This is a genomic window from Cryobacterium sp. N19 (genome assembly GCF_002929595.1).
In the GTDB taxonomy this organism is placed as follows: domain Bacteria; phylum Actinomycetota; class Actinomycetes; order Actinomycetales; family Microbacteriaceae; genus Cryobacterium; species Cryobacterium flavum.
Map to the genome: position 1 here is coordinate 34,309 of NZ_PJJR01000050.1, position 16,711 is coordinate 51,019.

A 16,711-nucleotide genomic window follows, 5' to 3' on the forward strand; every position below is an offset into this window, starting at 1 on the left:
GGCTACTTCTCCGTCCCGACGACACGGCTGCCGTCCGCGCGGTCGTCACCTTCCAGCGCATTGCGCAACGCCTGCCAAGCCAGGGAGGCGCACTTGACCCGGGTCGGGTACTCCCATACGCCAGAGAGCACCGCGAGCTTGCCCACCTCGGCCAATGCCGCTTCCCCCTCGGATTCGCTGGTGAGCATGGTGTGCACGCGAGCGAACAGCGTCAGGGCTTCCTCCTCGGCCAGACCCTTGACGGCCATGGTCATCATGGAAGCGGATGCCTGGGAAATGGTGCATCCGCTCCCCGTGAAGGCAACGTCGGTGATGACGCCGTCGGTGAGTTGAATGGCGAGAGTCAACTGATCGCCGCATAGCGGGTTAACGGCCTCGATCGAGCACGTCGCACGGTCGATTGTGCGAAAATTCCGTGGCCGGCGGCCATGGTCGATGATCATTTCCTGGTAAAGACCCGCGATTCCCGCACTGACCGAAGCGATCCCTGGGCCGGCCGTCATGGAGCGACCACAGTGGCGTCACTCCCGAACCGGGTGGCGACCACGCGTTCCAACTGGGCGCGCAGTGGATCCAACTCGATCCGATCCACCATTTCGTGTACAAACGCGTAGATGAGCAGGCCCCTGGCCGCTTCCAGCGGGATGGCACGCGTCTGAAGGTACAGCAGAGCCTCCTCATCCATTTGGCCCACCGCAGCACCGTGCGTGCACTTCACATCATCGGTATAGATTTCCAGCCGGGGCCTGGTGTCGACTTCGGCGCGGTCGGAGAGCAGTAAGTTCTTGTTCTTCTGGTTCGCATCGGTACCGTCAGCGCCATGACGAACCATAATGTGGCCGTTGAACACACCGTGTGCCCGGCCGTCCAACACTCCCTTATACAGCTGGTGGCTGGTGCAGTCTGTCGCGGCGTGATCGACGAAGATCGTGTTGTCGTGGAGTTGATCGCCCTGGGGCAGGTAGACGCCGTCGAGGCTGACCTCGGCGCCGACGCCATCCAGTTGAACTCGCACCTCGTGCCGGGCGATGCTGGCGCCGAGCATGATGGAACGGGAAGAGAATCGGCTGCCCCGCCCTTGCCGCACGGACAGCAGCGCCACATGGAAAGCACTCGTCGGCTCGTTTTGCACCTTGTAGTGCTCAATGTGGGCGTCTTCGGCGAGGAGGAGTTCGGTGACGGCGTTGGTGCAATACACGTCGGAATCGACCCCGGCGTAGGTCTCGACGATCGTGGCACGAGAGTGCGAATCGGCGATTATCACCGAACGTGGACTGGATATCAGCGGGACTCCACCGGTGTCGGAGAAGTAGACCAGCTGAATCGGCTCGTCCACGATGGTGCCGCTGGGAAGATGAATGAATGCGCCATCCTCGGCCAGAGCGTCATTGAATGCTGCGAAGGCGTGACGCACTCCCGGTGCATGCGCGAAAAAGGGTTCGAGGCGGTCAGGCCCGGCTGCCAGCACCGCGGCCAGGGTCGTGACGACCGCACCGGCCGGCACCCCGGTCACTCGCGAGAATTCGGACGAGAAATGGCCGTTGACGAAGACCAACCGTGGACCACCGAGATCGACCGCAGCCTCGTCGATCATTTCTGCCGTCACCCGGCTGCCAGATGCCACCGTGGCGGCATCGAACGGTACGGCGAGGATCGGGGCCAACCCGGTGTATTTCCAGTCCTCATCCTTGTGGGTCGGGAAGCCGTGCTCACCCACCCACTGGAGGGCGGCTACCCGCGCCTCGGCGAGCCAGGCGGGATCACGCGCGCCGAGCCGAGGTTCGAAGCCAGCGAGCACTCCGCTGGCCGCGCTCAGAACGGTCATCGCGATATCCCGGCCGTGCTCAATCGACCTGCGTCAGCTTCCTGGGTACCGGTGTAGCCGTGCGCTTCGAGCTCGACGGCCAGGTCCTTGCCCCCGGAACGCACGATCCGGCCGGCGGTCATCACGTGCACCTGGTCGGGCACGATGTAGTCCAGAAGGCGCTGGTGGTGCGTGATGACGAGCATGCTGCGGCCTTCGCTCCGGAGGGCGTTCACCCCGCTGGCGACCACCCTTAGAGCGTCGATGTCCAAACCGGAGTCGGTCTCATCCAAAATCGCGAGTTTGGGTTCCAGGATCGCCATTTGCAGGATCTCGTTGCGTTTCTTTTCACCGCCGGAAAATCCCTCGTTGACCGAGCGATTCATGAAGGTCTGGTCCATCTCAACGAGCTTCATCTTCTCCTGAGCCAGCGCCAGAAAGTCCACCGGATCCAGTTCTTCTTCTCCACGCTGGCGGCGCAGGGAGTTCAAGGCGGTGCGCATGAAGTACATGTTTCCGACGCCGGGAATCTCGACCGGATGTTGGAAGGCCAGGAATACACCGGCAGCAGCGCGCTCTTCCGGTGACAAGGTCAGCAGGTCCTGACCCTCATACGTGACGCTGCCAGAGACCTGGTACCCCTCGCGGCCGATCAATACACTGGCCAAGGTGCTTTTTCCCGAACCGTTCGGGCCCATGATCGCGTGCACCTCACCCGGTTTCAGTTGCAGATTCACCCCTCGCAATATTTCTTTGTCCTCGATACTGGCGTGCAGTTCTTCGATTTTCAGCATTAGCCAACGCTTCCTTCCAGGCTTACGGTTAACAGTTTTTGCGCCTCAACGGCGAACTCCATGGGCAGCATCTTGAATACTTCACGGCAGAAACCGTTCACAATCATCGACACCGCCTCTTCTTCCGGGATACCCCTCTGCCGGCAATACAGGAGTTGTTCCTCGCCGATTTTGGAGGTCGATGCCTCGTGCTCAACCTGCCCGGTCTGGTTCTTCACCTCGATGTACGGAAGCGTGTGTGCACCGCTGTCCTTGCCGATCAACAGCGAATCGCACTGGGTGAAGTTGCGGGCTCCGACGGCCGAATGTCGCATGTCCACCAGACCGCGGTAGGTGTTCTGCCCGTGACCGGCTGAAATAGCCTTCGAGATAATGGTGCTCTTGGTGTTCTTGCCGATGTGCACCATCTTGCTGCCGGTATCCGCTTGCTGACGTCTGGCCGTCAATGCCACCGAGTAGAACTCGCCGACCGAGTTGTTACCTTTAAGAACCACGCCGGGGTACTTCCAGGTGATCGAGGAGCCGGTTTCCACCTGGGTCCAGGAAATCTTTGCGTTGTGGCCGGAAGCCATACCCCGTTTGGTGACGAAGTTGTACACGCCGCCGTTGCCGTCGGCATCTCCGGGATACCAGTTCTGCACCGTCGAGTACTTGATCTGGGCATCGTCCAGTGCCACCAGCTCAACCACGGCGGCGTGCAGCTGGTTCGTGTCACGAACGGGTGCCGTGCAGCCCTCGAGGTAGCTGACATAAGCGCCCTCTTCGGCGATGATCAGGGTTCGCTCGAACTGGCCGGTGTCGGCGGCGTTGATGCGGAAGTAGGTGGACAGCTCCATCGGGCAGCGCACGCCCTTAGGGATGTAACAGAACGAACCGTCGGTGAACACCGCAGCGTTCAGGCAGGCGAAGAAGTTGTCGTTGTACGGAACCACGGAGCCGAGGTACTTACGCACCAGATCCGGATGCTCCTGAACGGCTTCCGAGAAGGAGCAGAAGATCACTCCAACCTCGGCCAACTTGTCTTTGAACGTCGTGGCAACCGAGACCGAATCGACGATCGCGTCGACCGCCACGCCGCTGAGACGCTCCTGCTCACCGAGCGAAATGCCGAGCTTGTCGAACATCTCCCGCAGCTCCGGGTCGACCTCGTCCATGCTCTCCACGCGTTTTTTCGGCTTGGGAGCGGCGTAGTAAATGATGTCCTGGTAGTCGACCGGCCCATAGGTGACGTGCTGCCAGGTCGGTGCCGTGAGCGTGGTCCAGTGCCGGTAGGCACGGAGCCGCCATTCCAACAGCCAATCCGGCTCATTTTTCTTGCTCGAAATCAGTCGGATGATGTCTTCGTTCAGCCCGCGGGGTGCGACGTCAGTTTCGAGATCGGTCACAAATCCATACTGGTATTCCTGGTTCGCTAATTCGCGGACCTCGTCAGAGATACCAGTCGAGGTTGTGGGTGCACTCATTTCGTCTCCATGTCAGTTGTTGTTGGCTGCGAGCAGCCCGATCGTTTCGGTCAGCGACGCTGTGAGGGAAGTGCCGCGATCAGCGGGTGATCCTTGGCGTATGGGCCGACCTTGGCCGCTCCACCCGGGGAGCCGATGTCGTCGAAGAACTCAACGTTGGCCTTGTAGTAGTCGGCCCACTGCTCCGGCACGTCATCTTCGTAGAAGATCGCCTCGACCGGGCAGACTGGTTCACAGGCTCCGCAGTCGATGCACTCATCGGGGTGGATGTAGAGCGCCCGGTCACCCTCATAAATGCAATCGACGGGGCATTCATCAATACATGCCCTGTCCTTGACGTCCACGCAGGGCAAGGCGATGACGTAGGTCACAGCACCTCCACCCCGAACACCGCGGGGACCTGGTCGAGAGCGTTGAGCAACACGGTGATCTCGGCGACCGTGTTGTAGGCCGCGAAGGTCACTCGCGTGGTCGCGGCCACGTCCAGACGCTGGTGCAATGGCCAGGCGCAGTGGTGGCCGACTCGCACCGCGACTCCGGCATCGTCGAGGATTTGGCCAACGTCGTGCGCGTGCACGCCGTCGACCACGAAAGACACCACACCGGTACGCTCCGCACCGTCGGCCGGTCCGACGACACGGATCCAGGGGCGTTGGGCCAGGCCGGCCAGCAGGACTTCGGTGAGGGCCTGCTCATGGGCGCTCACCCGCGGCATCCCCAACCGGGTCAGGTAATCACAGGCCGCAGCCAGGCCAACGGCCTGCGCGGCCACCGGGACACCCGCCTCGAAACGTTGCGGCGGCGCGGCGTAGGTTGAGCCTTCCATGTGCACGGTGTGGATCATCGAGCCTCCGGTGAGGAAGGGGGGCATGGCTTCCAGGAGGCGAGAGCGGCCCCAGAGCACACCGACCCCGAGGGGGCCGAACATTTTGTGGCCACTGAAGGCAAGAAAGTCCACGTCAAGATCGACGACGTCGATCCCCAGGTGCGGCACCGACTGGCTGGCGTCGAGCACGGTCAGAGCCCCGACCTTCCGGGCCCGAGCCACAATGGCCGAAACCGGATTGATGGTACCCAAAACATTGGACACGTGCGTGAAGGCGACCACCTTGGTACGGTCGCTGATGGCCGTCTCCAGATCGTTCAGGTTTAAGCGACCGTCATCGGTGACACCGATCCACCGCAGGGTAGCGCCGCTGCGCCGGGCAAGTTCCTGCCAGGGAATGAGATTGGCATGATGCTCCATCTCGGTGATCACGATCTCGTCGCCCACGCCGAGCTTGAACCGCGCCGCGACATCCGCTTCGACGCCGTCCATGGCCCCGGTAGCGGCCGCGTTGCTGAACGAATACGCCACGAGATTCAGGGCTTCGGTAGCGTTCTTGGTGAACACCACCTCGTTAGTTTGTGCGCCGATGAACCGTGCAACGGTCGCGCGCGCCGATTCAAATGCTTCGGTGGCTTCCTCGGCCAGCTGATGAGCACCACGGTGAACCGCGGAGTTGTGTTGCTCATAGAAGGTGCGTTCGGCATCGAGTACCTGGTGCGGTTTGTGTGACGTGGCCCCGGAGTCGAGGTACACCAATGGTTTTCCGCCACGCACGAGACGCGAGAGAATCGGAAAATCGCTACGGATGGCGGCCGACTCCTCGATGCTGAATGCCGCGTTCGCGCCGACGTCAGAATTGATGGCCTCGGGGCGGGTGATCGGATGCACTCCCGTGATTAGTCCTGCACTGGTACTCATGCATTTGTCCCGTCGTTACAATTGTTCGTGTCCGAGCTGGTAGTCGTGGCCAGAGCGTCAAGGGGGATGAACGTCGCGCAGCTGTGTGCGCCCCCAGCCAGAGTCGTGCGTCGTTGAACCGGAACTCCGAGCAGCCGGGAGAATGCCTCGGTCTCAGCGTCGCAGAACTCCGGAAACTCGGCCGCGACATGCAGAACGGGGCAGTGCCCCTGACACAGCTGCACACCATTCGCTGGCAGGTCAGCTCTGACCGGCCGGATCGTCGCCGCGAAACCTTCATCGCTCAGTACCGACGCCAGTGCCTCTGCACGGGCGCGGACATCTCCGCCGGTCGAGGGCAGTTGTGCGGCGTAGCCTCGCTCGAGTTGTGCGCTGCGTTCACGGGCGAACTCGCCAACGGCATCCGCTCCGGCGCGTTCGGCGAGAAAGCGTAACGCCGAGGTCGCCACATCGGCGTAGTCAGCCCCCAGACCGGCATGACCGGACGCGGAGAGGACATAGGCGCGGGCCGGCCGGCCGCGGCCACCTGACGTAGCGGGCACGTGTTCTTCGACGGCCCCTTCCTCGGCGAGCTGGTCGAGGTGGCGGCGAACGGCGGCGGGCGTCAGTCCCAAGCGCGCGGCCAGATCGGCTGCGGTCAGTGGGCCATCCTCGGCGAGCATCTGCCGCACGCGGTCCCAGGTGCGTTCCTCCAGACCATTCGCTCCAGGGTTCGACCCGTCTGTGCCAGCGGTTCCACGGCGGTGAGCTATTAACATGACATAAGCATGTCCTAATTCAGCTCGGCTGGCAAGTCAACGCGCTGGTCCACCGTCTGGCAGCAACTAGAGTCGAGCAGGCGGTGGGGTCGTTACCCTCGAGTCAAAGGAGAACGCGTGCTTTTTCGCCAACTGGAATATTTTGTCGCTGTCGCACGGGAACGACACTTCGCGCACGCGGCTGCGGCCTGTCACGTTTCCCAGCCCGCCCTTTCCGCGGGAATCAGCAAGCTGGAGCAGGAACTCAATGTCTCACTGATCAACCGTGGTCATGCTTTTGAGGGGTTGACGCTGGAGGGCGAACTCGTGGTGATGCGGGCCAAACGGATTGTGGCGGAGCGTGACACGCTCAAGGCGGAGGTTCACGCTCTCAAATCCGGCGTGACCGGCGTACTGCGTCTTGGCGTCGTGCCCAGCGCATCGACAACGGTCGCGCTACCGGTTGCGGCGTTCTGTGCCGCGCATCCGCTGGGTGCGACACCTGCCAAACCGGCGTCACAGAAAGAGGCCACATGGCCAAGATTCTTCTCGTCCTCTACCCAGATTCCGTCACCGGGTACCCGCCGCAGTGCGCACGCGACAGCATCCCTGTACTTGATGACTACCCAGAACGGGAGCTCGCGAGCGCTGACATCGTGATTTCCCAACCATTCTAGCCGGCCTATTTGACCGCAGAAAGGATCGCGAAGGCGCCAAAATTGAAGCTCGCGATCACGGCCGGCATCGGTTCGGATCACGTTGATCTCGACGCAACAATCAGCCACGGCATCACCGTGGTCGAAGAGACCCATAGCAACAGCATCAGTGTCGCCGAGCATGCTGTTATGCAAGTCCTCGCTCTCGTTCGCAACTACCTCCCCTCGCACGAAGGGGGCGTCAATGGTGGCTGGAACATAGCCGACAGCGTCGAGCGCCTATGACATCGAGGGAATGAACGTCGGTGTCATCGCGGCCGGCCGCATCGGTCGTGCCGTTCTGCGCCGACTCGCACCCTTTGATGTTCACCTGCACTACACCGACAAGAACAGGCTGTCCCCCGAAATCGAGCGCGAACTTGGGCTGACCGTCCACCCCGATGCGGCCTCGCTCGTGCGGGCCGTCGACGTGGTATCGATCCATGCACCGCTGCATCCACAGACGCATCACCTCTTCGACGACGCCCTGATCTCATCAATGAAACGAGGCTCGTACATCGTGAACACGGCCCGAGCCGAGATCACTGACCGCGACGCGATCGTTCGCGCGTTGAAGTCCGCGCAAATCGCCGGATATGCCGGCGACGTCTGGTATCCGTAGCCGCCAGCGGCCGACCACCCCTGGCGCACGATGTCGCACAACGGCATGACCCGCCACGTGTTTGGGTCGACTCTGTCCGCTCGGACAGCGAGAGCACCGATGTAGTACTGGGGAACGCCGCGGTGACTGCGGTGGGATTCCAATCCGCGGGTTTGGAACTGCTGCCCGGGTCAGAGCGTGGTCAGCACCTGCTCACGCACCTGTTTGCGCAGGATCTTGCCGAGCAGGCGCGCGGGGTTGCATCCACCGGTGATAGTGAGTGCTTTAGCGCGGTCGACGATCGTGGGGAAGCCGTCCTTGTCGACGGTCGCGACGTCCCCGGTCACGACGCCAGCCGCCCGGGAACAGCGTGGTTCTCTCCCAGGTCGTGGCACGCGTTCCAACCAGTGCCGCGGTCGCAAACACGTGCCGCGAGCGCCGGGTCACCGCAGAAACGCCGGTTTTACCCGTGGGCGGCGAGCAGCTCGCGGGTGAACGGATGCTGCGGCGCCGCAAAGACATCGACCGCCGGCCCCTGCTCCACAACAACGCCCTCCTTCATCACGAGGATCTCGTGGCTCAGTGCCCGAACCACGGCGATGTCGTGCGAGATGAACACCATGGCGAGTCCGGTGGATTCCTGGAGAGAGGCCAGCAGCGCGAGCACCTGGGATTGAACCTGCGCGTCGAGCGCCGAGACCGGCTCGTCGCACACCAGGATGCTCGGCCGCCGTGCGAGCGCCCTGGCGATCGCCACGCGCTGCCGCTGCCCGCCGGAGAGCTCGTGCGCGCGCCGGCCAAGCAGCCCTGTCGCCAACGCCACCTGCGCGAGCAATTCCACCGCCCGAGCCGTGCGCCACCGGCGCGGAATCCCGTCGAGAGCGATAGCCTCCGACAGAATCTGCAGCACCGTCGCCCGCGGGTCGAAGGCGCTCAGCGAGTCCTGGTGAATGATCTGGAGACATCCCCGCCGGGCCCGGCGCTGGGATTCCGGCAGGCCGCTCCAGGGCTCGCCGTGCAGCAGCACCGAACCGTGGTCGGGCGACTGCGTGCCCAGCAGCATCCGTGCCACGGTGCTCTTTCCCGAGCCTGATTCGCCCACGATGCCCACGGTGTGGCCGGCTCGCAGTTCGAACGAGACCCCGTCGACGGCCGTCAGCGTTCCGTATGCCTTGGCGAGGTCGTGTGCGGCGAGCACCACGGGGCCCGGCTTCGGCGCCGTGGCCGTGCCCAGCGCGGCAGCGGCCAGCAACTGACGAGTATACGGATGCTGCGGCGCGGCAAACAGGGCGTCCGCGGCCTGCACTTCCACGAATCGGCCGTCCTTCATGACCGCCACCTGGTCGGCCAGCTGGCAGATGATCGACAGGTCATGGCTGATCAGCAACAGGGTGAGGCCAGATTCCTTCAGCTCACGCAGCAGTCGCACGACCTGCGCCTGCACCGTCGCGTCGAGAGCTGTCGTGGGTTCGTCGGCGATCAGCAGCGACGGCGATGCCGCCAGTGCCGCGGCGATAAGCGCGCGCTGGCGCAGCCCGCCGGAGAGCTCGTGCGGGTACTGCCGGGCACGCCGGGCCGGATCGGGCATGGCCACCTGCCGGAGCAGCTGCAGCACGCGGCGAGAACGGTCGACACGGCCGAGCTGCGGTTCGTGCACCTCGAGCGGTTCGGCCACCTCGGCGCCCACTCGGCGCAGCGGGTCGAGAGAGACCAGAGCGTCCTGGCTCACGAGCCCGACCCGCGCCCCGCGGAGGCCCCGCCAGCCTTGAGGGGAGAGGGCGCGGGCGTCGACGCCGGCCACCGTCAGTTCGTCAGCGGTGACCCCGGTGCCGGCGAGCCCGATCAGGCTACGCGCGGTCAGGGTCTTACCGGCACCGGACTCCCCCACGATGCCGAGGCACTGCCCAGCCTCGATGCGAAACGACACCCCATCGACCACGGCGGCCCCGCCCGGCACGACGACGCGCAGGTTGCGCACACTCACGACGCTCATCGTTGCCGCCCCGCCGCGCTGGCCTGCAGGTGCCGTCCGAGAACGCTCGTCGAGACCACGGTCGCGGTGATCACGAGTCCAGGGAACACAGCGATCCACCAGGCTGTAGCAAGAAAGTTGCGTCCCTCGGAGAGAATGAGCCCCCACTCCGGTATGGGCGGCTTCGGTCCGAGGCCGAGAAAACTGAGGCCGGCGGCGGCCGTGATGGCTGTGCCGATTCCCATCGTGGCCATCACGAGCAACGGCCCGAGCGTGTTCGGCACCACGTGCCGCAGCACGGTGACCGCCGGCGACACCCCGAGTGTGCGGACGGCCTCCACGTAGCCGGCCCGCTTCACCACCAGGGTCTGTACCCGGGCGACGCGGGCATACGACGGAATCACCGCGATGGCGACCGCGATCAGCAGACTCGACTCCCCCGGCCCGATGATCGCTATCACGATCAGCGCTAGCAGAAATTCCGGAAACGCCATCACGATCTCGATCGCCCGGCTCAATACACCGTCGCCGACCGGGCGCATCAGCCCGGCCAGAGAGCCGATCACCAGGCCCGCCAGGAGGGCAATCAGGGTAGCCCCGAAGCCGATCGCCAGCGAGTAGCGCGAGCCATAGATGACACGTGCGAACACGTCGCGGCCGGCCTGGTCGGTTCCAAACGGATGCCCAGGGCCGGGCGCCAGCAGCGCAGCATCGATGTCCGTGCGCACGGCATCAGCCCCGGTGAACAACCGAGGAAACAATGCGGACAGCAAGAGGAGCAGTAGGAAGCCGGCGGCCACCCAGAGGGCCGGTGTGGGCATCCGGGTCACGCGTCGGGTGCGGGCGGTTCGGGAGCGCGCGGCGGCGAGAATGCTCACGCGTAGGCCTGCTCGGTCGCCAGGCGCGGGTCGAGACGGTCGGCCACGAAGTCGACCAGCAGGTTGACCAACGAGAACGACACTGCGGCGAGCACAATAATGCCCAGCACCACAGGCACATCCCGATTGACGTTGGCGTTCAGGGCCACGCGTCCGAGTCCGGGACGGGCGAAGACGGTCTCTACCAGCACCGAACCGCCGAGCAAGGAACCGACGATGTAACCCGTGAGGGTGACGCTGTTCGCTGCGGCGTGGCGCAGGGTATGCCGCAGCACGAGGCGGGTCTGGCTCGCTCCACGGGCGCGCACGGTGTCGACGAAGGGCAGAGCGGCCGCGTCGTCGAGGCCCTGGCGCAACACCTGGCTGAGAATGCCGGCCACCGGAATGGCGAGGGTCACGGCGGGCAGCACGAGCGCGCCGAACCCGGCGGTGGCGACCACGGGGAACCAACCCAGTCCGAAGCCGAAAACACCAATCAGCACCAGGCCGATCCAAAACGTGGGCGAGGACACCGCCACGAGCTCGAGCAGGCCAGCCACCGGGCCGGTGCGCCTGCCGCGGCCGAGCAGCGCCGACCCGAACGCGAGCAGCACGGCGAACGAGATGGCGAGGCCCATCAGTTGCATCGTCGGCGCGAGTTGCTGGCCGATCACCGCGGCGACGGGTTGCTGCATGCGATACGACGTGCCGAGGTCACCCTGCAGCAGGCGGCCGAGGTAGTGGAAATACTGCAGGAGAAGCGGGTCGACGAGGCCCCAGTCTGCTCGGATCTGGTCGCGCACTCGCTGCGACACATTGCCGAGCCCCACGAGCACGTTCACCGGGTCGCCGGGGATCAACCGCAGCGAGAAGAAGCCCACGGTGGCGGCGCCCCACACCACGAGGATCATGCCGCCGATCCGGCCGGCCAGGCGGGCGCCCGGTCGGCCGGATCGACGCGCACGGCCCTCGCGGTGCGCGGTCACGGCGCGGTCGTGAGGGACGCCTCGTAGAAGAGCGGCTGCCCGTACAGATCGAAGCTCAGGTTCTCGATGGTCTTGATGTAGGCGGTGATGGCGGTGGGTACCGTGATCGGCACCATGACCACATGGGTCGCGTTCCACTGCTGCAGCTGCTGGTAGAGCGCTTCGCGTTCGGTCGGATCGCTCGTGGCGATGGCGTCGTCGAGCAGCTGGTCGACGACCGGGTCGGCCGTAGACGAGCCGTTCTTATAGCCGCCGCTGTGCAGGTGGGCGCGCAGGACGTCGGCGTCGACGCTGGGGAAACTCCAGTCGGACAGGTCATAGTCGCGTGCGTCGAAGGCCTCGTAGTATTGGGCGATCTCACGGTTGTCGCGCACGATTTCGAACCCGATGTCGCGCAGGTCAGACTGCACCACGTCGCCGAGGCTTGCGTTGGCGTCGGAGACCGGGGTGTAGGCGAGCCACTGGGCGCTCAGTCGGGCTCCACCTTTGGTGCGGTAGCCCTCGGAGTCGCGCTCGGTCCAGCCGGACGCATCAAGCAGCGCATTGGCCTGGTCTGGGTCGAACGCCCAGCTGTCTTCGAGGCTCGGGTCGTAGGAGTTGGGCGTGGCCGGGGAGAGGATGCTCCAGGCGCGCTCCGCTTGTCCCTGGTAGATGGTCTCGACGGCCGGACCGATGTCGACCCCGAGCGCGAAGGCACGGCGCACGTTCTCGTCGGCGAAGACGCCGTGCGCCTCGTTCAGGAACAGGGTGTACGGCAGGCCAGGCATCGTCACGTTCTGGATGGAGAAGTCGTCGCCGATCTGGCTGACTGTGTTCGTAGTGATGTCGCTGGCGATCTGCGCCTGGCCGCTCGTGAGGGCGCCCGTGCGCACCGAGGATTCGGGAAGGATGCGGAACTCGAGCGTGTCGATGGCGGGCGCGCCCTGATGGGAGCTGCCGTCCGGCGCCCAGTCGTAGTTTTCATTTGCGGTGAAGACGATGCTCTGGTCTGGCGTATATTCGCTCAGCACGTAAGGTCCGGTTCCCACCGAAATGCCCGGTCCACCGGCCGAAAGCTGCGCCGCGTTGTCCCGCAGAGTGGCCGGCGAGTAGAAGCCAAGCTTGGCGGTGCTCACCGCCTGCAGGAATGGCGCGTACGGCTGGCTGAAGTTCACCCGAACGGTGAATTCGTCGATGACCTCGGTGCCAGCGTAGAAGCCGCCGGTTTCGGCGTACCCGATCAGACTGGCAGCATCCGCTGACGCCGTCTCTGGGGCGACGACGTGCTCGAAATTAGCCTTGACGGCCTCGGCGTTGAAGGGTTCGCCGTCGTGGAACGTGACATCGCCCCGCAGATCGAACGTGTAGTGCAGGCCGTCGTCCGAGATCTGCCAGGACGTGGCGAGCCATGGCACGAACGAGCCGTCGGCTTTCTCATAGACGAGGGAGTCGAAGGAGTTGCGCATCACCAGGGCGGTGGCCTGGAACGCCGACGAGTGGATGTCCATCTTGCCGCCGCTGAGCGTGCCGCCGTTGATGGCGTAGGTCAGCGTGTTCGCGTTGGCGGGGGCATTCGGGGAGGTGGCAGCGCATCCGGAAACCAGAGCGATGGCGGCAATGACGGCGGCGGCGGCGCGAAGTCGGGATGTTGAATGTGCGCGAGTGCGCATAGGTGGGGTCTCTTCTCAGATACTGGTCGAACGGTGACGCATGTTGACTCCGCCTAGCGGTGGGCTATTAACATGACGTAAGCATGTCCTAATTTAACAGCGACAGCAAATGACCGTCACCAACTATCTACCGAATCTCGGTCAGGTAGGTGGTGTAACCGGCCCCGCGCAAGGCGGCACGGATCGGTTCGGCGCCAGCGGACCCAGCCACGGCGATCATCGCGCCGCCTCCGCCTCCGCCGGTCAGCTTGGCACCGAGGGCACCGGCCCGGCGGGCGATGGCGACCATCTGCTCGAGCTCGGGACTCGAGACTTGCAGGGCATTGAGCAGGCCCTGGTTGATGTTCATCAGCTCGCCCAGTTCGACAGTGTCGCCCCGGCGCAGGGCGGCGGCCCCCTCCCCGACCAGGGAGTCGATCTGATCGAAGATCGCATCGTAACGCGCGGGGCGCTGCTGCCACGCCGCGCGCACGGCGGCCACGGTGTGCGAGGTCAGGGCGTGCATACCGGTGAGACCGATCACGATCGGAATCGGATTCGGTGTGACGATGTCGCGGATTTCGTGACCACTCGGAGCATCCGTTTTTTGAAAAAGAATCGGCCGGCCGAACGTGGCAACGGTGTTGTCGATGCCGGACGGTGTGCCGTGCACGATCTTTTCGCACTCAAATGCCAGACTCGACACTTGCTCGTCGCTGAGCCGAATGGAGAAGCACTCAGCGGTCGCCCGGATGAGAGCGACGGCGAACGCGGCCGACGCCCCTAGACCGCTCGCTCGCGGCAGCTCAGAAAACACGTCGACCCGCACGCCGGATTGCGGCAAACCCAGACGTGCGGCGATCAACGTGGCGACCCGGTGTGAGACGTCGACGCTGATCGGTTCCTGCACCGAACCATCCGCGTCCCAGTCGGTGATGATCGGCGCCTGCCCAGGCGTACCGCGCCCGACCTCGGCGCGCACCGTGAGGCCGATGGGCGCGGCGATGGCCCGCCGACCGTACACCACGGAGTGTTCCCCGAGCAGGATGATCTTGCCGTAACCGACGTGCCCGGCCGCACCCTGCGGTGCACGCGTGGGGGGCATGGCTGTTACTACGGCGGCGGGGGCGCTGGCGGCCAGCGGCGGGGCTTCAAGGTCTGCCAGAATTTGCCGCGCCTTCCACACCTTGATCTCGCCGCCGACGACGAGCTGCTCCACAACCTCATCGAAGCGCGCCGGGCTGGTGCCGGCGGCCACCGCGACCGCCCGGGCGTGCAAGCGCATGTGCCCGTGTTGGATTCCCGTGGTGGAGAGCGCTTTGAGCGCGGCCAGGTTTTGGGCCAGCCCCGTCGCCGCCATGACCTCGGTCAGTTCGCGCGCCGACCCGATTCTCAGGATGCTGTGGGCGATTCGCACGGCCGGGTTTGATTCCACCTGCCCGCCGACCGTGCCCACCTTGAGCGGCATCGTCAGCTCGCCGACCAGGTCACCAGCCGAGTTCGCCCGCCAGGTCGACAACGGCGCGTAGTGCTCACCGCGAGCGGCATAGGCGTGGGCGGCCGCTTCGATGGCTCGCCAGTCGTTGCCGGTCGCGATCGCGACGGCGTCGATGCCGTTCATGATGCCCTTGTTGTGGGTGGTAGCCCGGTAGGGATCCAGCTCGGCGAATTCGGCAGCCAGAATGATGCCGTCACGAACGCGGTCACCGGAGTACTCCCCGGTGGCCAGCGCTGCCTGCGGGATGACCGCGCGGGCACGCACGAGGGCACGATCAGTCAGGTTCGAGAGAATGCGCAGGAACACCCGCCCCGTGCTGATTCGCTCGACCAGGGGCGCAATGCTCTCGCACATTGAGTTGACGAGATTCGCCCCCATCGCATCGCGGGTGTCGACCAGCAGGTGCACGACCAGCAGCTCACCGTTCTGCGCCGTCGCTCCCCGCAAATACACCTCGACACCGCGCGCGCCGCCGCCGCGGGCGACCATCTTCGCGTGGCCGCTGTTGGCGAGCCGCAGAATTTGTTCCGTCTGCGCGAGCAGAGCTAGACGCGCCAACGCCGGGTCGGCGACGTCAACGACCTGCACCTGGCCGATTAGAAGCGGCTCATCGGCCGTGCTGGTAAAACCGCCGTTTTGGCGCACCAGAAGCGCGGTGGAACTGACCGCCGCCACGATGGACGGTTCCTCCACCACCATGGGAATCAGGTAGTCGCGACCGTTGATCTGAAAATTGAGCCCGAGCCCCATCGGCAGGGAAAACACGCCGATCACGTTTTCGGTCAGTCGGTCAGCAGTTTCGGCGTCGAGCAGCCCGGTACCCGGCTGCAACATGGCATAGTCGGCATCGTTCAACGTGCCGCGTTTGTGCAACAAATCCAGTCGTTTCTGCACCGACAGCTGATAGAACTTCGCGATGCGGGAGCCGGTCATAACCGGGCCCCTGGCGCGCCGAATTCCAACGGCACAACGGATGCCCCGGCGTCGGCCAGCGCACTTTCGAGGCGTTCGGCGGGCGCGCCGCTCGCGCTGAAGGCGAGCCCGACGTCGCCGCCGCCGGCGCCGGAGGTCTTGAACACGCCGCCAGCACGCTCGGCCACCGCGCGTAGCTCAAGGTGGCGCTCGGTCACGATGCCGGCCTGGGCGTGGGCGTCGAGCAGGGCCAGCGCCGTGAAGTAGTCATCGACCAGGCGCAGAAAACCGTCGCGGTCGGCGAGCGCTGAGTGCGCCGAGTGGGCGAGGCGGATCAGGCGCGCCAGGTCCTGGTCGTGCTGCGCCGGATTCTGCACGGCAAAATCGTTGACCCGACCGACCAGATCGGTCGTCGCCGAGCCAGCACCGGTAATCACGGCCACAAGGCTGAGGTCGCTGGGCCACTGCATCTGCACGGGCGGAGTCTCGACGGTGTAGGAGAGCAGACCGCCGTACACGCTCGCGGCGACATCCCCGCCGCTGCCCGTGCCGTGTTGCGCGGCCCGATGGGCCGAATGAGCCAGAGTGAACAGCGCCTCCCGATCGAGGTGAAGCCCGGAGGCCTCTGCCAGGGCCGCAGTGAGCGCGCTGGCCACCGCGGCGCTTGATCCGAGCCCCAATTTATGGCCATCGCGCACGAATGACGAGCTGTCCATGCTGATCTCGAACGGGCCAGAGCCGGCTGTACACGCCCGCACCGCCACACGCACCGCGTCGAACAGGCGCAGGGTCGAACGGGTATGCGCGTCGAGGGTGGCGGGAAGGCGACCTTCCTCATCGAGGTCGAGATGCTGGATGCCCACGCTGGGGGCGTGCAGCCGCCACGACCCGGCAGGTATGACGGTAACGGTCACCCGACGATCGACGGCTGCCAGCAGCGCCGGCGCCCCGTGCAAGACGGCATACTCCCCAAGCAGAAACAATTTTCCGGGTGCCGACGACGAAAAGGATGCCACG

17 protein-coding genes are annotated in these 16,711 nt (G+C 65.0%); 3 read left to right on the forward strand and 14 right to left on the reverse strand.

The genetic code is table 11. The annotated features are described in order from the left end of the window. Nucleotides 1-2 precede the first annotated feature (2 nt). From sufU to CXY78_RS09900, 7 genes are read right to left on the reverse strand one after another with little or no spacing between them, the layout of a single operon-like run. Nucleotides 3-503 (reverse strand): Fe-S cluster assembly sulfur transfer protein SufU, encoded by a 501-nt coding sequence (gene sufU, locus CXY78_RS09870; protein ID WP_092341483.1) that lies wholly within the window; start codon nucleotides 501-503, stop codon nucleotides 3-5. Beyond that, nucleotides 500-1,825: a Fe-S cluster assembly protein SufD gene (sufD, locus tag CXY78_RS09875; protein WP_198417773.1), complete on the reverse strand. Its 1,326-nt coding sequence runs from the start codon at nucleotides 1,823-1,825 to the stop codon at nucleotides 500-502. The genes sufU and sufD overlap by 4 nt, the downstream gene beginning before the upstream one ends. Further along, complete coding sequence (gene sufC / locus CXY78_RS09880; RefSeq protein ID WP_092341484.1) at nucleotides 1,822-2,598, reverse strand: Fe-S cluster assembly ATPase SufC; 777 nt, start codon at nucleotides 2,596-2,598, stop codon at nucleotides 1,822-1,824. The genes sufD and sufC overlap by 4 nt, the downstream gene beginning before the upstream one ends. Next, complete coding sequence (sufB, locus tag CXY78_RS09885; RefSeq protein ID WP_104089234.1) at nucleotides 2,598-4,061, reverse strand: Fe-S cluster assembly protein SufB; 1,464 nt, start codon at nucleotides 4,059-4,061, stop codon at nucleotides 2,598-2,600. Before sufB ends, sufC begins: the two co-directional genes overlap by 1 nt. Before the next feature lie 50 nt (nucleotides 4,062-4,111). Continuing rightward, nucleotides 4,112-4,432: a ferredoxin gene (gene fdxA / locus CXY78_RS09890; RefSeq protein ID WP_092341486.1), complete on the reverse strand. Its 321-nt coding sequence runs from the start codon at nucleotides 4,430-4,432 to the stop codon at nucleotides 4,112-4,114. After that, nucleotides 4,429-5,808 (reverse strand): SufS family cysteine desulfurase, encoded by a 1,380-nt coding sequence (locus CXY78_RS09895; RefSeq protein ID WP_104089236.1) that lies wholly within the window; start codon nucleotides 5,806-5,808, stop codon nucleotides 4,429-4,431. The genes fdxA and CXY78_RS09895 overlap by 4 nt, the downstream gene beginning before the upstream one ends. Continuing rightward, nucleotides 5,805-6,566 carry a metalloregulator ArsR/SmtB family transcription factor gene (locus tag CXY78_RS09900; RefSeq protein WP_104089238.1) on the reverse strand — a complete coding sequence of 254 codons (762 nt, stop codon included), beginning with the start codon at nucleotides 6,564-6,566 and terminating at the stop codon, nucleotides 5,805-5,807. The genes CXY78_RS09895 and CXY78_RS09900 overlap by 4 nt, the downstream gene beginning before the upstream one ends. A gap of 117 nt (nucleotides 6,567-6,683) precedes the next feature. Here CXY78_RS09900 and CXY78_RS09905 point away from each other — a divergent pair, with 117 nt between their 5' ends. The 3 genes from CXY78_RS09905 to CXY78_RS21660 are packed head-to-tail and all read left to right on the forward strand — an operon-like array spanning nucleotide 6,684 to nucleotide 7,862. Continuing rightward, a complete protein-coding gene (locus CXY78_RS09905) occupies nucleotides 6,684-7,205 on the forward strand; it encodes a LysR family transcriptional regulator (protein ID WP_304466347.1) in 522 nt (173 codons plus the stop codon). A gap of 59 nt (nucleotides 7,206-7,264) precedes the next feature. Next, complete coding sequence (locus CXY78_RS21655; protein ID WP_233206147.1) at nucleotides 7,265-7,486, forward strand: hypothetical protein; 222 nt, start codon at nucleotides 7,265-7,267, stop codon at nucleotides 7,484-7,486. 10 nt (nucleotides 7,487-7,496) lie between these two features. Next, nucleotides 7,497-7,862 carry an NAD(P)-dependent oxidoreductase gene (locus tag CXY78_RS21660; RefSeq protein WP_233206148.1) on the forward strand — a complete coding sequence of 122 codons (366 nt, stop codon included), beginning with the start codon at nucleotides 7,497-7,499 and terminating at the stop codon, nucleotides 7,860-7,862. A gap of 170 nt (nucleotides 7,863-8,032) precedes the next feature. On the opposite strand, the gene CXY78_RS09915 is transcribed toward CXY78_RS21660, so the two are convergent. The 7 genes from CXY78_RS09915 to CXY78_RS09945 all read right to left on the reverse strand — a co-directional run bounded on the left by CXY78_RS09915 (nucleotide 8,033) and on the right by CXY78_RS09945 (nucleotide 16,710). After that, nucleotides 8,033-8,188 carry a hypothetical protein gene (locus tag CXY78_RS09915; RefSeq protein ID WP_199181925.1) on the reverse strand — a complete coding sequence of 52 codons (156 nt, stop codon included), beginning with the start codon at nucleotides 8,186-8,188 and terminating at the stop codon, nucleotides 8,033-8,035. Nucleotides 8,189-8,304: 116 nt separating this feature from the next. Further along, on the reverse strand, nucleotides 8,305-9,834 hold the full coding sequence (locus CXY78_RS09920; protein WP_104089241.1) for an ABC transporter ATP-binding protein: 1,530 nt from the start codon (nucleotides 9,832-9,834) through the stop codon (nucleotides 8,305-8,307). Then, nucleotides 9,831-10,691: an ABC transporter permease gene (locus CXY78_RS09925; RefSeq protein WP_233206149.1), complete on the reverse strand. Its 861-nt coding sequence runs from the start codon at nucleotides 10,689-10,691 to the stop codon at nucleotides 9,831-9,833. Before CXY78_RS09925 ends, CXY78_RS09920 begins: the two co-directional genes overlap by 4 nt. Next, nucleotides 10,688-11,656 (reverse strand): ABC transporter permease, encoded by a 969-nt coding sequence (locus tag CXY78_RS09930; protein ID WP_233206150.1) that lies wholly within the window; start codon nucleotides 11,654-11,656, stop codon nucleotides 10,688-10,690. The genes CXY78_RS09925 and CXY78_RS09930 overlap by 4 nt, the downstream gene beginning before the upstream one ends. After that, nucleotides 11,653-13,305 (reverse strand): ABC transporter substrate-binding protein, encoded by a 1,653-nt coding sequence (locus tag CXY78_RS09935; protein WP_104089242.1) that lies wholly within the window; start codon nucleotides 13,303-13,305, stop codon nucleotides 11,653-11,655. The genes CXY78_RS09930 and CXY78_RS09935 overlap by 4 nt, the downstream gene beginning before the upstream one ends. 127 nt (nucleotides 13,306-13,432) lie before the next feature. Next, nucleotides 13,433-15,715: a hydroxymethylglutaryl-CoA reductase, degradative gene (locus tag CXY78_RS09940; protein WP_104089244.1), complete on the reverse strand. Its 2,283-nt coding sequence runs from the start codon at nucleotides 15,713-15,715 to the stop codon at nucleotides 13,433-13,435. Then, entirely contained in the window at nucleotides 15,712-16,710 is a 999-nt protein-coding gene (locus tag CXY78_RS09945) for a mevalonate kinase (protein WP_158253309.1), read from the reverse strand. The genes CXY78_RS09940 and CXY78_RS09945 overlap by 4 nt, the downstream gene beginning before the upstream one ends. Nucleotide 16,711 lies beyond the last annotated feature (1 nt).

Bases quoted from the DNA above. Each gene is read 5' to 3' on its own strand.
- CXY78_RS09920 (WP_104089241.1), bottom strand. From the start codon at position 9,834: ATGAGCGTCGTGAGTGTGCGCAACCTGCGCGTCGTCGTGCCGGGCGGG.
- sufU (WP_092341483.1), bottom strand. From the start codon at position 503: ATGACGGCCGGCCCAGGGATCGCTTCGGTCAGTGCGGGAATCGCGGGT.
- sufC (WP_092341484.1), bottom strand. From the start codon at position 2,598: ATGCTGAAAATCGAAGAACTGCACGCCAGTATCGAGGACAAAGAAATA.
- CXY78_RS09935 (WP_104089242.1), bottom strand. From the start codon at position 13,305: ATGCGCACTCGCGCACATTCAACATCCCGACTTCGCGCCGCCGCCGCC.
- sufD (WP_198417773.1), bottom strand. From the start codon at position 1,825: ATGACCGTTCTGAGCGCGGCCAGCGGAGTGCTCGCTGGCTTCGAACCT.
- sufB (WP_104089234.1), bottom strand. From the start codon at position 4,061: ATGAGTGCACCCACAACCTCGACTGGTATCTCTGACGAGGTCCGCGAA.
- CXY78_RS09895 (WP_104089236.1), bottom strand. From the start codon at position 5,808: ATGAGTACCAGTGCAGGACTAATCACGGGAGTGCATCCGATCACCCGC.
- CXY78_RS09900 (WP_104089238.1), bottom strand. From the start codon at position 6,566: ATGTTAATAGCTCACCGCCGTGGAACCGCTGGCACAGACGGGTCGAAC.
- CXY78_RS09940 (WP_104089244.1), bottom strand. From the start codon at position 15,715: ATGACCGGCTCCCGCATCGCGAAGTTCTATCAGCTGTCGGTGCAGAAA.
- CXY78_RS21660 (WP_233206148.1), top strand. From the start codon at position 7,497: ATGAACGTCGGTGTCATCGCGGCCGGCCGCATCGGTCGTGCCGTTCTG.